General features: G+C 72.6%; 9 protein-coding genes. All 9 read right to left on the reverse strand.

Annotated elements, in window-relative coordinates:
• Window positions 1–419 precede the first annotated feature (419 nt).
• Window positions 420–1880 (reverse strand): glutamate synthase subunit beta, encoded by a 1461-nt coding sequence (locus ABZX96_RS37030; protein WP_355553747.1) that lies wholly within the window; start codon window positions 1878–1880, stop codon window positions 420–422.
• Window positions 1873–6483: a glutamate synthase large subunit gene (gene gltB, locus ABZX96_RS37035; protein WP_355553750.1), complete on the reverse strand. Its 4611-nt coding sequence runs from the start codon at window positions 6481–6483 to the stop codon at window positions 1873–1875. Before gltB ends, ABZX96_RS37030 begins: the two co-directional genes overlap by 8 nt.
• A gap of 291 nt (window positions 6484–6774) precedes the next feature.
• Entirely contained in the window at window positions 6775–7506 is a 732-nt protein-coding gene (locus tag ABZX96_RS37040; protein ID WP_355553769.1) for a VIT1/CCC1 transporter family protein, read from the reverse strand.
• 392 nt (window positions 7507–7898) lie between these two features.
• Window positions 7899–8936, reverse strand: coding sequence for a prolipoprotein diacylglyceryl transferase (gene lgt / locus ABZX96_RS37045; RefSeq protein WP_355553752.1), 1038 nt, complete (start codon window positions 8934–8936; stop codon window positions 7899–7901).
• A gap of 263 nt (window positions 8937–9199) precedes the next feature.
• Window positions 9200–10006: a thioredoxin domain-containing protein gene (locus ABZX96_RS37050; protein ID WP_355553755.1), complete on the reverse strand. Its 807-nt coding sequence runs from the start codon at window positions 10004–10006 to the stop codon at window positions 9200–9202.
• Between the two features lie 156 nt (window positions 10007–10162).
• Entirely contained in the window at window positions 10163–10981 is an 819-nt protein-coding gene (gene trpA, locus ABZX96_RS37055) for a tryptophan synthase subunit alpha (protein WP_355553758.1), read from the reverse strand.
• Window positions 10981–12249: a tryptophan synthase subunit beta gene (gene trpB, locus ABZX96_RS37060; RefSeq protein WP_355553761.1), complete on the reverse strand. Its 1269-nt coding sequence runs from the start codon at window positions 12247–12249 to the stop codon at window positions 10981–10983. Before trpB ends, trpA begins: the two co-directional genes overlap by 1 nt.
• Window positions 12250–12705: 456 nt before the next feature.
• The gene (locus ABZX96_RS37065) at window positions 12706–12939 is read right to left on the reverse strand and encodes a tryptophan synthase subunit(beta) (RefSeq protein ID WP_355553764.1); all 234 of its coding nucleotides are present in this window, start codon (window positions 12937–12939) and stop codon (window positions 12706–12708) included.
• A gap of 7 nt (window positions 12940–12946) precedes the next feature.
• The gene (gene trpC / locus ABZX96_RS37070; protein WP_355553766.1) at window positions 12947–13756 is read right to left on the reverse strand and encodes an indole-3-glycerol phosphate synthase TrpC; all 810 of its coding nucleotides are present in this window, start codon (window positions 13754–13756) and stop codon (window positions 12947–12949) included.
• Window positions 13757–14177: the final 421 nt, after the last annotated feature.

A 14177-nucleotide genomic window follows, 5' to 3' on the forward strand; every position in this document is an offset into this window, starting at 1 on the left:
CGTGGCGGGGCGGGCCGCGGACCTACAGGGCACACCGTCCGTGGCCCGCACCCCTCGCCGAAGCGGGGCCCGGACTCGTCACCACAAGGCGCACTGTCCTCTACTACAAGGCGCACCCCCCTCACAGCAGCCCGCCGCCCCACCCCGCAAAAACAAAGGCGCGGCGCCTGCCCTCCTGGTCGGGGAGTGGGAGCAGGCGCCGCATTGTTCCGCACGACGTTGTACGGGACATCTGGGGACGGCCTCGGGCGCGCGGTGGACGCGGCGCCCGGCACGTCGGATCAGCCTAGGGCAGGCGGGTACGTGATCTTCGTCCGCCCTACCGGCTCGTACGGCAGCGGGCCTGGTACCTGGTGCGGAGCCTCGTCATCGAAGTCCGCCCGGCGCGGGACACCCCGCGTCCGCCGCCGTACCGCGTCTCACACCGTCAACGCCCGATCGGTCGGCCGGATCGGCGCGGGCAGGATGCTGGCCCCCGTCAGGTACCGGTCCACGGCGCGGGCGGCGGAGCGGCCCTCGGCGATGGCCCAGACGATCAGGGACTGGCCGCGGCCCGCGTCGCCGGCGACGAAGACGCCGGGGACGTTGGTGGCGAACTCCGCGTCGCGGGCGATGTTGCCGCGGGCGTCCAGTTCCAGGCCGAACTGTTCCACCAGGCCGTTCTTCCGGTCGGTGCCGGTGAAGCCCATGGCCAGGGTGACGAGCTGGGCGGGGATCTTCCGCTCGGTGCCGGGCTTCTGCTCCAGCTTGCCGTCCTTGAACTCGACCTCGATCAGGTGCAGCCACTGGACGTTGCCGTCCTCGTCGCCCTCGAAGTGGGTGGTGGAGACGGAGTAGACCCGCTCGCCGCCCTCCTCGTGGGCGGAGGTGACCTTGTAGAGCATCGGGAAGGTCGGCCAGGGCTGGCCGGGGCTCCGCTCCTCGCCGGGCTTGGGCATGATCTCCAGCTGGGTGACGGAGGCGGCGCCCTGGCGGTGGGCGGTGCCGACGCAGTCCGCGCCGGTGTCGCCGCCGCCGATGACCACGACGTGCTTGCCCGCGGCGGTGATCGGGGAGACGGTCAGGTCGCCCTCCTGCACCTTGTTGGCGAGCGGCAGGTACTCCATCGCGAAGTGGATGCCCTTGAGGTCGCGGCCGGGCACCGGCAGGTCGCGGGAGGTGGTGGCGCCGGCGGCGATGACGACGGCGTCGTAGCGCTTGCGCAGCTTGGCCGCGTCGATGTCGCGGCCGATCTCCACCTCGGTGCGGAACTTGGTGCCCTCCGCGCGCATCTGCTCGACGCGGCGGTTGATGTGCCGCTTCTCCATCTTGAACTCGGGGATGCCGTAGCGCAGCAGGCCGCCGACGCGGTCGGCGCGCTCGTACACCGCGACGGTGTGGCCGGCCCGGGTGAGCTGCTGGGCTGCGGCCAGCCCGGCGGGGCCGGAGCCGATGACGGCGACGGTCTTGCCGGAGAGGCGCTCGGGGGGCTGCGGGGTGACGTCCCCGTTGTCCCACGCCTTGTCGATGATGGTGACCTCGACGTTCTTGATGGTCACCGGCTGCTGGTTGATGCCGAGCACGCAGGCGGCCTCGCAGGGCGCGGGGCACAGGCGGCCGGTGAACTCCGGGAAGTTGTTGGTCGCGTGCAGCCGCTCGCCGGCGGCCCGCCAGTCGTCGCGGTAGGCGTAGTCGTTCCACTCGGGGATGAGGTTCCCCAGCGGGCAGCCGTTGTGGCAGAAGGGGATGCCGCAGTCCATGCAGCGCCCGGCCTGCTTGCCGATGATCGGCAGCAGGGAGCCGGGGACGTGGACCTCGTTCCAGTCCCGGACGCGTTCGCCGACGGGACGGCTGGTGGCGCCCTCGCGGTCGGTGGTCAGGAAGCCCTTGGGATCAGCCATGCGTCGCCGCCTCCATCATCTTCTCGTGGGTCTCGGACTCGCTGAGTCCGGCTCGCTCGGCGGCGTCCTTGGCGGCGAGCACGGCCTTGTAGGTGGCCGGGAGGACCTTGCGGAACCGGCCGGCGGCCGTGTCCCAGTCGGCGAGGAGCCTGGCGGCGACGGTGGAGCCGGTCTCCTCCTGGTGGCGGCGCACGACGTCGTGCAGCCACGCGCGGTCGGCGTCGTCCAGGGGGCCGACGGCGCTCGTCAGCTCCTGGTTGACGTTGGCGGGGTCGAGGTCGATGACGTACGCGACGCCGCCCGACATCCCCGCGGCGAAGTTGCGGCCGGTCTCGCCCAGGACGACGGCGTGGCCGCCGGTCATGTACTCGCAGCCGTGGTCGCCCACGCCCTCCGAGACGACGGTGGCGCCGGAGTTGCGGACGCAGAACCGCTCGCCGACCCGGCCGCGTAGGAACATCTCGCCGCCGGTCGCGCCGTAGGCGAGGGTGTTGCCGGCGATGACGGAGTACTCGGCGAGGTGGTCGGCGCCGCGGTCCGGGCGGACCACGATCCGGCCGCCGGACAGCCCCTTGCCGACGTAGTCGTTGGCGTCGCCCTCCAGGCGCAGGGTGACGCCCTTGGGCAGGAACGCGCCGAAGGACTGGCCCGCCGACCCGGTGAAGGTCAGGTCGATGGTGTCCTCGGGCAGGCCCGCGCCGCCGAACTTCCGGGTGACCTCGTGGCCGAGCATGGTGCCGACCGTCCGGTTGATGTTCCGGATGGGGAGCTGGGCGCGGACCGGGCGGGCGGCCTCGGGGGTGTCGGCGGACAGCGCGTCGGCGGCCAGCTCGATCAGCTCGTTGTCCAGCGCCTTTTGCAGGCCGTGGTCCTGGGCGGTGGTCCGGTGCCGGACCGCGCCGGCGGGCAGCTCGGGGACGTGCAGCAGCGGGGCGAGGTCCAGGCCCTGGGCCTTCCAGTGGTCCACGGCCCGGCTGGTGTCCAGCAGCTCGGCGTGGCCGACGGCCTCCTGGAGCGTGCGGAAGCCCAGCTCGGCCAGCAGTTCGCGGACCTCCTCGGCGATGAACTGGAAGAAGTTGACGACGTGCTCGGCCTTGCCGCTGAACCGGTCGCGCAGCACCGGGTTCTGCGTGGCGATGCCGACCGGGCAGGTGTCCAGGTGGCACACGCGCATCATGACGCAGCCGGAGACGACCAGCGGGGCGGTCGCGAAGCCGAACTCCTCGGCGCCGAGCAGGGCGGCGATCACCACGTCCCGGCCGGTCTTGAGCTGGCCGTCGGTCTGCACGACGATGCGGTCGCGCAGGCCGTTGAGCAGCAGCGTCTGCTGCGTCTCGGCCAGGCCCAGCTCCCAGGGGCCGCCGGCGTGCTTGAGGGAGGTGAGCGGCGAGGCACCCGTACCGCCGTCGTGGCCGGAGATGAGGACGACGTCCGCGTGCGCCTTGGAGACGCCGGCGGCGACGGTGCCGACGCCGACCTCGGAGACCAGCTTGACGTGGATGCGCGCCTTGGGGTTGGCGTTCTTCAGGTCGTGGATGAGCTGGGCGAGGTCTTCGATGGAGTAGATGTCGTGGTGCGGCGGGGGCGAGATGAGGCCGACGCCGGGGGTGGAGTGCCGGGTCTTGGCGACCCACGGGTAGACCTTGTGGCCGGGGAGCTGGCCGCCCTCGCCGGGCTTGGCGCCCTGGGCCATCTTGATCTGGATGTCGTCGGCGTTGACGAGGTACTCGCTGGTGACGCCGAACCGGCCGGAGGCGACCTGCTTGATGGACGAGCGGCGCTCCGGGTCGTACAGGCGCTCGGGGTCCTCGCCGCCCTCGCCGGTGTTGGACTTGCCGCCGAGCCGGTTCATGGCGATGGCCAGCGTCTCGTGGGCCTCGCGGGAGATGGACCCGTAGGACATGGCGCCGGTGGAGAACCGCTTGACGATCTCGCTGGCCGGCTCGACCTCGTCCAGCGGGATCGAGGGCCGGCCGGAGGCGAAGGAGAACAGGCCGCGGAGCGTCATCAGGCGCTCGGACTGCTCGTTCACCCGCTCCGTGTACTGCTTGAAGATGTCGTACCGGCGCTCGCGGGTGGAGTGCTGGAGCCGGAAGACCGTCTCCGGGTCGAACAGGTGCGGTTCGCCCTCGCGGCGCCACTGGTACTCGCCGCCGATCTCCAGCGCGCGGTGGCTGGCGGCGATGCCGGAGGCGGGGTACGCCTTGGCGTGCCGGGCGGCGACCTCCTGGGCGACGACGTCCAGGCCCGCTCCGCCGATCTTGGTGGTGGTGCCGTGGAAGTACCGGTCCACGAAGTGCTCGTCCAGGCCGACGGCCTCGAAGACCTGCGCGCCCCGGTAGGAGGCGACGGTCGAGATGCCCATCTTGGACATGACCTTCAGGACGCCCTTGCCGAGCGCCTTGATGAGGTTGCGGATGGCGACGGCCGGGTCGGTGCCCGCGGGCAGGAAGGTGCCGGCCCGCACCAGGTCCTCGACCGACTCCATCGCCAGGTACGGGTTGACGGCGGCGGCGCCGTAGCCGATGAGCAGCGCCACGTGGTGCACCTCGCGCACGTCGCCCGCCTCGACCAGCAGGCCCACCTGGGTGCGCTGCTTGGTGCCGATGAGGTGGTGGTGCACGGCGGAGGTCAGCAGCAGCGACGGGATCGGCGCGTGCTCGGCGTCCGAGTGGCGGTCGGAGAGCACGATCAGGCGGGCGCCGTCCTCTATGGCGGCGTCGGCCTCGGCGCAGATCTCGGCGATCCGGTCGGCGAGCGCCTTGCCGCCGCCGGCCACGCGGTAGAGGCCGGAGAGGGTCACGGCCTTCATGCCCGGCATGTCGCCGTCGGCGTTGATGTGGACGAGCTTGGCCAGCTCGTCGTTGTCGATCACCGGGAACGGCAGGGTGACGCTACGGCAGGAGGCCGCGGTGGGCTCCAGCAGATTGCCCTGCGGGCCGAGCGAGGAGATCAGGGAGGTGACCAGCTCCTCCCGGATGGCGTCCAGCGGCGGGTTGGTGACCTGCGCGAAGAGCTGCGTGAAGTAGTCGAACAGCAGCCGGGGGCGCTCGGAGAGGGCCGCGATCGGCGAGTCGGTGCCCATGGAGCCGATCGGCTCGGCGCCGGTGCGGGCCATCGGCGCCAGGATGACGCGCAGCTCCTCCTCGGTGTAGCCGAAGGTCTGCTGGCGGCGGGTGACCGAGGCGTGGGTGTGCACGATGTGCTCGCGCTCGGGCAGGTCGGCCAGGTCGATCAGGCCGGCCTGAAGCCATTCCTCGTAGGGCTGCTCGGCGGCGAGCGCGGCCTTGATCTCGTCGTCCTCGATGATGCGGTGTTCGGCGGTGTCGACGAGGAACATCCGGCCGGGCTGGAGGCGGCCCTTGCGGACGACCTTGGCGGGGTCGATGTCCAGCACGCCGACCTCGGAGGAGAGCACGACCAGGCCGTCGTCGGTGACCCAGTAGCGGCCGGGGCGCAGGCCGTTGCGGTCCAGAACCGCGCCGACCTGGGTGCCGTCGGTGAAGGTGACGCAGGCCGGGCCGTCCCAGGGCTCCATCATCGTGGAGTGGTACTGGTAGAAGGCGCGCCGGGCCGGGTCCATGGAGGTGGAGTTCTCCCACGCCTCGGGGACCATCATCAGGACCGCGTGCGGCAGCGACCGCCCGCCCAGGTGCAGCAGCTCCAGGACCTCGTCGAACGAGGCGGAGTCGGAGGCTTCCGGCGTGCAGACCGGGAACAGCCGCTCCAGGTCCTCGCGGCCCTGTCCCAGCAGCTTCGAGGCGAGCTGGGACTCGCGGGCGCGCATCCAGTTGCGGTTGCCGCGCACCGTGTTGATCTCGCCGTTGTGCGCGACGAAGCGGTACGGGTGCGCCAGCGGCCAGCTCGGGAAGGTGTTGGTGGAGAACCGGGAGTGCACCAGCGCGATGGCGGTGGCGAACCGGCGGTCGGACAGGTCCGGGAAGAAGGGCTCCAGCTGACCGGTGGTCAGCATGCCCTTGTAGACCAGGGTCCGGGCGGACAGCGAGGGGAAGTAGACCCCCGCCTCCCGCTCGGCGCGCTTGCGCAGCGCGAACGCCTTGCGGTCCAGGGCCAGGCCGGTGTGCGTCCCATCGGTGACGAAGAGCTGCGAGAAGGACGGCATGGTGGCGCGGGCGCCGTTGCCGAGGAGCTCGGGGGCGACCGGCACCTCGCGCCAGCCCAGGACCTCCAGCCCCTCCTCGCCCGCGATCGTCTCGATGCGCGAGACGGCGTCGGCCGCATCCTGGGCGTCGGACGGCAGGAAGGCGATGCCGACCGCGTACGCGCCGGCCTCGGGGAGGCCGAAGGCGACGTTCTCTCGGAAGAACGCGTCGGGGATCTGGAGCAGGATGCCGGCGCCGTCACCGGAGTCGGGCTCGGAGCCGGTGGCCCCGCGGTGCTCCATGTTCCGCAGGACGGTGAGGGCCTGCTCGACCAGCGCGTGGCTGGCCTTGCCGGTGAGCGTCGCGACGAAACCGACGCCACAGGCGTCGTGTTCGTTGCGCGGGTCGTACATCCCCTGCGGGGCGGGGCGCCCGTCCAGGGGCGACCAGGCGGCGCTGGCGCTACCGGTGGTCGCGGAGTGCGTGGACGCGGAACGCATCGGCTCTCCCAACGTCGTCGTGGCATTCGGTGCTGCCGAGGGACGACGTTGGCCCTCCGCGAAAATTTTCGTGCAGGTTACAGGATGGCTCGTTTCTCGAAAAGCGGATTGAGCCTTCCAGCATGCGGACACCGTTCATAGCGGTGTGTCAGGGACACGGCAGGAGGATCCTGCTCCGGAGGGCCGTGTCGACGGGCGGCTCTGCCCACAGCGCCCCGGCCTTATGCCCGGCCGGGGCGAAAACGAAACCGCGAAGTAACACGAAAATTATGCGCTGGAACGCATAGGCCGTCATCCTACGGCGGTGCCGATCAGCGCGCCCAGGACGTACGTCACACCGGCGGCGGCGCCCCCCAGGGCCAACTGGCGCAACCCGCTGAACCACCACGACCGCGCCGTCACCCGCGCCACCACCGCACCGCAGCCGAACAGCCCCACCAGTGCCAGCAGCACCGCGGGCCACAGCGCGGACGCCCCCAGCAGGTACGGCAGCACCGGCAGCAGCGCGCCCAGCGCGAAGGACCCGAAGGACGACACGGCGGCCACCGCGGGGGAGGGCAGGTCGGACGGGTCGATGCCCAGCTCCTCGCGGGCGTGGATCTCCAGCGCCTGCTCCGGGTCGCGCGAGAGCTGCTCGGCGACCTGCCGGGCCAGCTCCGGCTCCACCCCGCGCGACTCGTACAGCGCGGCCAGCTCCGCCTGCTCGTCCTTGGGGTGCTTGCGCAGCTCGGCGCGCTCCACCTCCAGCTCCGCGAGGACCAGTTCCCGCTGGGAGGCGACCGAGGTGTACTCCCCCGCCGCCATCGAGAAGGCACCGGCCGCCAGACCCGCCAGCCCCGTGATGACGATGGTCTGCTGCGAGGCCGCCCCGCCGGCCACACCCGTCATCAGCGCAAGGTTGGACACCAGTCCGTCCATGGCCCCGAAGACGGCGGGGCGCAGCCAGCCGCCGTTCACATCCCGGTGGGTGTGGTTGTCGCGGTGGGCGGCGTGCGTGGGCGCCGAAGCGTCCATGACTTCCATGACGGACATGTAGGGACCTGCTCCCTTCTTGCGAGGTGTGGGCCGATTGCGGCACTTCCCCCTCCAACACCTCGAAAATATGTGCCCGTTGCCACCCCGCGCTAGCAAGGAAGGCCGAACTTACCTCTCTGACCTGCGGTTTTATCGGCGACGATGATCTGTGATCCGGGTCACACGGCCGTTCTGGGGGGATTCCGGCGTGTGCGGGATGCCGGGGAGACCGCCGCTGCGGACGCCGCGCGGGCCGGGCTCCGGCACGACTCCCGCCCGCGACCCCGCGCCCCGTGACCCCGTGTCCCGGGCCCGGCAGCACGAAGGCCGCGGCCCCTTTCGGGTGCCGCGGCCGGTGGCCGTGCGCGTCGCGGTCCGGACGGTCGGTGTCCGGGCCCGCGTCAGGACTGCTTGCCGCCGCTCCCGGCGGGCTTGGCCCCGCCCTTCCCGGAGGACGACGCGGATGACGCGGCCGAGGACGACGCGGCCGAGGCCGTCTTCCCGGAGCCGTTCCCGTCCGCCGGACCGTCCTTCGTCCGCTGGGCGCCCTTGTGGAGCTTCACCGCCCGGGTGCCGCTCGCCTGCCCGTCCTCGTCCCCGTCCTCGCCGTCGGCGTCCTGCGCGCCCGGCTCGACGATCTCCTCGCGGCCCGGCGCCTTCTTCGCCGAGACCACCATGTAGACCACGGCCAGGACGAAGACGATCAGCGACGTCCAGACGTTCAGCCGCAGGCCCAGGATGTGGTGCGCCTCGTCCACGCGCATGTACTCGATCCACGCCCGGCCCGCGCAGTACGAGGCCACGTACAGCGCGAAGGCCCGCCCGTGCCCGAGCCGGAACCGCTTGTCGGCCCAGATGACCAGCACGGCGACGCCGACGCACCACAGCGACTCGTACAGGAACGTCGGGTGGTAGGTGCCGCCGACGCGGCCGATGGCCGGGTCCGGGTCGATCTTCAGCGCCCACGGCAGGTCGGTGGCCCGCCCATAGAGCTCCTGGTTGAACCAGTTGCCCCAGCGGCCGACGGCCTGGCCCAGCGCGAGGCCCGGCGCCAGCGCGTCCGCGTACGCGGGCATCGGGATGCCCCGCCGGCGGCAGCCGATCCAGGCGCCGAGGGCGCCGAGCGCCACCGCGCCCCAGATGCCGAGGCCGCCCTCCCAGACCTTGAGGGCGTCCAGCGGGTGGCCGTCCTTGCCGAAGTACGGCTCGTACGACGTGATGACGTGGTAGAGGCGACCGCCGACGAGCCCGAAGGGCACCGCCCACACGGCGATGTCGGCGACCGTCCCCGACCGGCCGCCGCGCTGGATCCAGCGCCGGTTGCCGAGCCAGACGCCGAGGAAGACGCCGATGATGATGCAGAAGGCGTAGCCGCGCAGCGGGATCGGGCCGAGATGCACGACGCCGACCGAGGGGCTGGGAATGAATGCGAGGTCCATGGCAGGGACGACGCTACCGCGCCGGGTGGGCGGGACGGCAACCCACCCGACAACGGCTGCGTAACGACCGCCACCTCCGGGGCGGGGCCGCGGCGGCCGGTCGCCGGAGGGGATCGGGCCTGTTCGGGGGCCTGGGGACGGCCCGCGCGGGGATGCCTCGCGAGACGGTTTCCCCGCTCCGGGAGGGGCCGGACCGGGGCGGGGGCGGTCTCGGGGCCCGCGGCGACGCCTCCCCCGCGCCGGGCCGGTCCGGCGCCCGCTCCTTACGTCGGTGAGGCGCCGCGCCCCGGGTTCTTGCCCTGGCCGGTGTCCTCGACCATCTTCTTGAACTTGTCCGGGGTGACCCGGCCGCCGTCCACCTCGGCCAGGTTCTTGCCGTTGAGCAGGATGGTGGGGGTGCCGCGGAAGCCCGAGCCGGCGAACGCGTCGTTGGACTTCTCCACGAAGCCGTCGTACGTGCCCTTTTCCACGCACTGGGTGAATCGGTCGGTCACCAGCCCGTCCACCTTCTTCGCGAGCTGGATCAGGTACTTCTTGTCGGCGAAGCGGTCCTGGGTCTCGGGGGGCTGGTTGCGGTACAGCACGTCGTGGTAGTCGCGGAACTTCCCGGCGTCCTGGGCGCACAGCGCCGCGTTGCCCGCGGTGACCGAGCCCTTGCCGTTCATGTTGGCGTCGATGATCGTCACGAGGTGGTACTCGGTCTTGAGCCGCCCGGCGTCCTCCAGCTCGCGCACGGTGTCGCGGAAACCGTTCTCGAACTGCGCGCACGCCGGGCAGCGGAAGTCCTCCCACACCACGAGGGTGGACGGGGCGTTGCCGTCGCCGACCGGGACCACGGGCTTGTCGCCGCCCTCGGTGCCCTTCGGTACGGCGACCGTCTTCGCGCTCCCGTCGTCGTCCTGCGCGGACACCACCCACAGGGCGATCCCGCCGGCGACCACCAGCACCGCCGCGACCGCCCCGGCGGCCTTGAGCTGCCGTCCGCGCCGGTCGCGCGACCTTTCCTTCTCACGCTGTGCCTGCAGCCGCTCGCGGGCGCTGCTCCTGGCGTCTGGGTTCTTCTCGTTCACAACCCTGGACAACGAGGTGCGGGTGCGCCCGCGCGCCTCCCGCGCGGTTGTTCGCTCGAACGGGGGACGGGGCGGTGCCGCCCTCAGAGGCGTCCCGGGGCCCCGCCCGTCCCTGGGGGCGACCGCCGGACGACGGCCGCCCCCAGGGAGCCGGTGCTACCCGCGCTTGCGCACCCCGGCCGCCAGTTCCCCGGCGAGCTCGCGCACCCCCGCGATCCCGGCCTCCAGGTCGTCGCCCGCGTCCAGCAGCCGCTTGACGAAGGCCGAGCCCACGATCACCCCGTCCGCGAACTGCGCCACCTCGGCGGCCTGTTCGGCGTTGGAGACGCCCAGCCCGACGCACACCGGCAGCTCGGTCGTCGCACGGGTGCGCCGGACGAGGTCCCGCGCCTCCCGGCCGACGGACTCGCGGGTGCCGGTGACGCCCATCAGCGAGGCCGCGTAGACGAAGCCGCGGCCCGCCGCGGTGATCTTCGCCAGCCGCTCGTCCCGGCTGCTGGGCGCGACCACGAAGACCGTGGCCAGCCCGTGCCGCTCGGCGGCGGCGCGCCACACCTCGGACTCCTCGACCGGCAGGTCCGGCAGGATGCAGCCGGCGCCGCCCGCCTCGGCGAGGTCGGCCGCGAACCGTTCGGCGCCGTAGCGGTCGATGGGGTTCCAGTACGTCATGCACAGCACGGGCGCGCCGGTGGCGGCGTGCACCTCGCGGACCGTGCGGATCACGTCGACGATCTTGACGCCGCCCCGCAGCGCGATGTCGTCGGCGGTCTGGATGACCGGGCCGTCCAGGACCGGGTCGCTGTGCGGCAGCCCGATCTCCACGACGTCGCAGCCGCCCTCGATCATCGCCGTGACCGCCCGTACGCCGCCGTCCACGGTCGGGAAACCGGCCGGGAGGTAGCCCACCAGCGCGGCCCGGTCCTCCTCCTTGGCCGCGGCCAGGACCGAACCCAGCAGTTCCACGTTGCCCGCCATCACTTCGCCCCCTGGTCCGTGCTGCTCTGCTCGTCCGCGCCGGCGCCGTCGTACAGGCCGAAGTACCGCGCGGCGGTGTCCATGTCCTTGTCGCCGCGGCCGGAGAGGTTGACCAGCAGCAGCCCGTCCGGGCCCAGTTCGCGGCCGACCTCCAGCGCCCCGGCCAGCGCGTGCGCGCTCTCGATGGCCGGGATGATGCCCTCGGTGCGCGAGAGCAGCCGCAGTGCTTGCATCGCGTCGTCGTCGGTGACCGCCCGGTACTCGGCGCGGCCGACGTCCTTGAGGTAGGAGTGCTCCGGGCCGATGCCCGGGTAGTCCAGTCCGGCCGAGATCGAGTACGGCTCGGTGATCTGGCCGTCCTCGTCCTGGAGGACGTAGGAGCGCGAGCCGTGCAGGATGCCCGGGGTGCCCGCGGTGAGCGTGGCGGCGTGCTCGCCGGAGGGGAGGCCGTGGCCGCCCGGCTCGCAGCCGATCAGGCGGACGCCGGTGTCGGGGAGGAAGGCGTGGAAGAGGCCGATGGCGTTGGAGCCGCCGCCGACGCAGGCGAGCGCCGCGTCCGGGAGCCGCCCGGCGCGCTCCAGGATCTGGCGGCGCGCCTCGACGCCGATGACCCGGTGGAAGTCGCGGACCAGCGCCGGGAAGGGGTGCGGGCCGGCGACCGTGCCGAAGAGGTAGTGGGTGCGGTCCACGTTGGCCACCCAGTCGCGGAACGCCTCGTTGATGGCGTCCTTCAGGGTGCGGCTGCCGGACTTCACCGGGACGACCTCGGCGCCGAGCATCCGCATCCGGGCGACGTTGAGCGCCTGGCGCTCGGTGTCGACCTCGCCCATGTAGATGGTGCACTCCAGGCCGAACAGCGCGCAGGCGGTGGCGGTGGCGACGCCGTGCTGGCCGGCGCCGGTCTCGGCGATGACCCGGGTCTTGCCCATGCGCTTGGTGAGCAGGGCCTGCCCGAGCACGTTGTTGATCTTGTGGGAACCGGTGTGGTTCAGGTCCTCGCGCTTGAGGAACACCCGGGCTCCCCCGGCGTGCTCGGCGAACCGCGGCACCTCGGTCAGCGCGCTGGGACGGCCGGTGTAGTTCACCATCAGCTCGTCCAGCTCGGCCGCGAAGGCGGGGTCCGCCTTGGCCTTCTCGTACTCGGCGGCCACCTCGTCCACCGCGGCGACCAGCGCCTCGGGGATGAACTTGCCGCCGAAGGCACCGAAGTACCCCTGGGCGCTGGGGATCTGACCCTCCGGGTCCGGGATGAAGAAGTCGGAAGACATCCGGCGTACTCCTCGGCCGGGGCTGACGCCCCGGAAGTCTCGGTGTGTGGGTGTGGGTGGCTGAGCGGGCACCGGTCACGGGGCACGGCCGCGCCGGGTCCCTTACGGGCGTACGGGGCGGTGCGTGCCAATACGTGAGCGGGCGGGAGGGGGCGTGTGCGCGCGGGGGTGCCGACGGTCCGCACGGATCGCTTGCGGGGGTGTCCCGTGGCGATCGCGTACGGAGGTGCCGCGTGTCCGGATGGCATACGGACGAACGCTGCCCATCTGGACGGCGTACGGACGGATGCTGCCGCTTCGAGCGGCCTACGGACGAACGCTGCCGGTGCGGGTGGTGCGGTGCGAGCCGGACGCGGGCGGTTTCCGCACGGACGGTCCCCGCGCGGGCGGGGTCCACCGGCGTATACGTATCGACGCACGGCTCACCGGCACACGGCGCACCGGTTCGGTTCGCGGCTAGCGCGCGGCCCCGTGGCGCCATCGGCGCCCGTTGATCTGCCCCGGCTCCGAGCCGATGTGATAGCGGACCCGCCGCCCCAGCACCCGCCGGGCGGGCGCGCGGCAGCCGCGTGGCCGGCAGCCGCGCCCGAGCGCCGCGTGCGGGGCGCGCGCGGCATCGGCCGCGGCGCGCACCCTGGCGCGGGACGGGTGCGGGCCCGGTTCCGGGCGGCCGGCGCGGGCGGCGGTCATGGCGGGGTCAGCCCCGTCCGTGCCGGATGGCCGGGTGGGAGCCGGCGGCGACCAGGTCGGCGACGGCGGTCTTCGGGTCCTTGCCGGTGACCAGCGACTCGCCGACCAGCACGGCGTCGGCGCCGTCGTTGGCGTACGCGATCAGGTCGTGCGGTCCGCGCACGCCCGACTCGGCGATCTTCACGATGTGGTCGGGGATCTCGGGGGCGATCCGCGCGAAGTTCCCGCGGTCGACCTCCAGCGTCTTGAGGTTGCGGGCGTTCACGCCGATGATCTTGGCCCCGGCGTCCACCGCCCGGGCGACCTCTTCCTCGTCGTGCGCCTCGACCAGCGGCGTCAGCCCGATCGACTCGGCCCGCTCGATCAGCGAGACCAGCGCGTCCTGCTCCAGCGCGGCGACGATCAGCAGCGCCAGGTCGGCGCCGTAGGCGCGCGCCTCCCACAGCTGGTAGGCCGTGACGATGAAGTCCTTGCGCAGCACCGGGATGTCCACCCGGGACCGCACGGCCTCCAGGTCGGCCAGCGAGCCGCCGAACTTGCGCTGCTCGGTCAGGACGGAGATGACGGCCGCGCCGCCCGCCTCGTAGTCGGCGGCCAGGCCCGCCGGGTCGGCGATCGCGGCCAGCGCGCCCTTGGAGGGGCTGGAGCGCTTCACCTCGCAGATCACCCGGACGCTGTCGCCCTTGAGAGCCGCCACACCGTCCAGGGCCGGGCGCGCCTTGAGGGCCCGCTCCTTGAGCTCGTCGAGGCTGACGCGCGCCTGCCGCTCGGCGAGGTCTGCGCGGACTCCCTCGATGATCTCGTCGAGCACACTCACGCGAGCGGCCTCCTTCTGAAGCGGTGGCGGTGACGGTCGTCTCCGAGGCGGAGGGGCCGTCGCATCAGGCTCTCCGATGGTATCCGGCACGGGGCAAAGGTCTCACATCCGGTTGACGGCAGTCCCACCACCTGGACAGATGCCCGTCCGGGGCGCTTGGTACCGGCTCCTCGGGGCCGGGCCCGGCCGCCTCGGGCCGGAGGGCGCGCGCACCGCTCCGGGAAGCGGCGGACGGGCTTCCGGAAAGGTCGGGGCCGGTGCGTGGTGGGACCTGCGGGACGGCGCAAGTTGAGCCGTGGGGTTACGGGAACGATCAGTGAGTGCGCGGGGCCGATCGGTAGGGGCGGGCCCTTGGGGTCCCGGGCGGCGGGTTCGCCCGCGCCGGGGCGCTCGTGCCCGGAGCCGGGCGGACGGCTCCGGG

The sequence above is a fragment of the Streptomyces sp. NPDC003077 genome (assembly GCF_040611095.1).
In the GTDB taxonomy this organism is placed as follows: domain Bacteria; phylum Actinomycetota; class Actinomycetes; order Streptomycetales; family Streptomycetaceae; genus Streptomyces.

Bases quoted from the DNA above. Each gene is read 5' to 3' on its own strand.
- trpA (WP_355553758.1), bottom strand. From the start codon at position 10,981: ATGGCGGGCAACGTGGAACTGCTGGGTTCGGTCCTGGCCGCGGCCAAG.
- gltB (WP_355553750.1), bottom strand. From the start codon at position 6,483: ATGCGTTCCGCGTCCACGCACTCCGCGACCACCGGTAGCGCCAGCGCC.
- ABZX96_RS37065 (WP_355553764.1), bottom strand. From the start codon at position 12,939: ATGACCGCCGCCCGCGCCGGCCGCCCGGAACCGGGCCCGCACCCGTCC.
- ABZX96_RS37040 (WP_355553769.1), bottom strand. From the start codon at position 7,506: ATGGAAGTCATGGACGCTTCGGCGCCCACGCACGCCGCCCACCGCGAC.
- lgt (WP_355553752.1), bottom strand. From the start codon at position 8,936: ATGGACCTCGCATTCATTCCCAGCCCCTCGGTCGGCGTCGTGCATCTC.
- ABZX96_RS37030 (WP_355553747.1), bottom strand. From the start codon at position 1,880: ATGGCTGATCCCAAGGGCTTCCTGACCACCGACCGCGAGGGCGCCACC.
- trpB (WP_355553761.1), bottom strand. From the start codon at position 12,249: ATGTCTTCCGACTTCTTCATCCCGGACCCGGAGGGTCAGATCCCCAGC.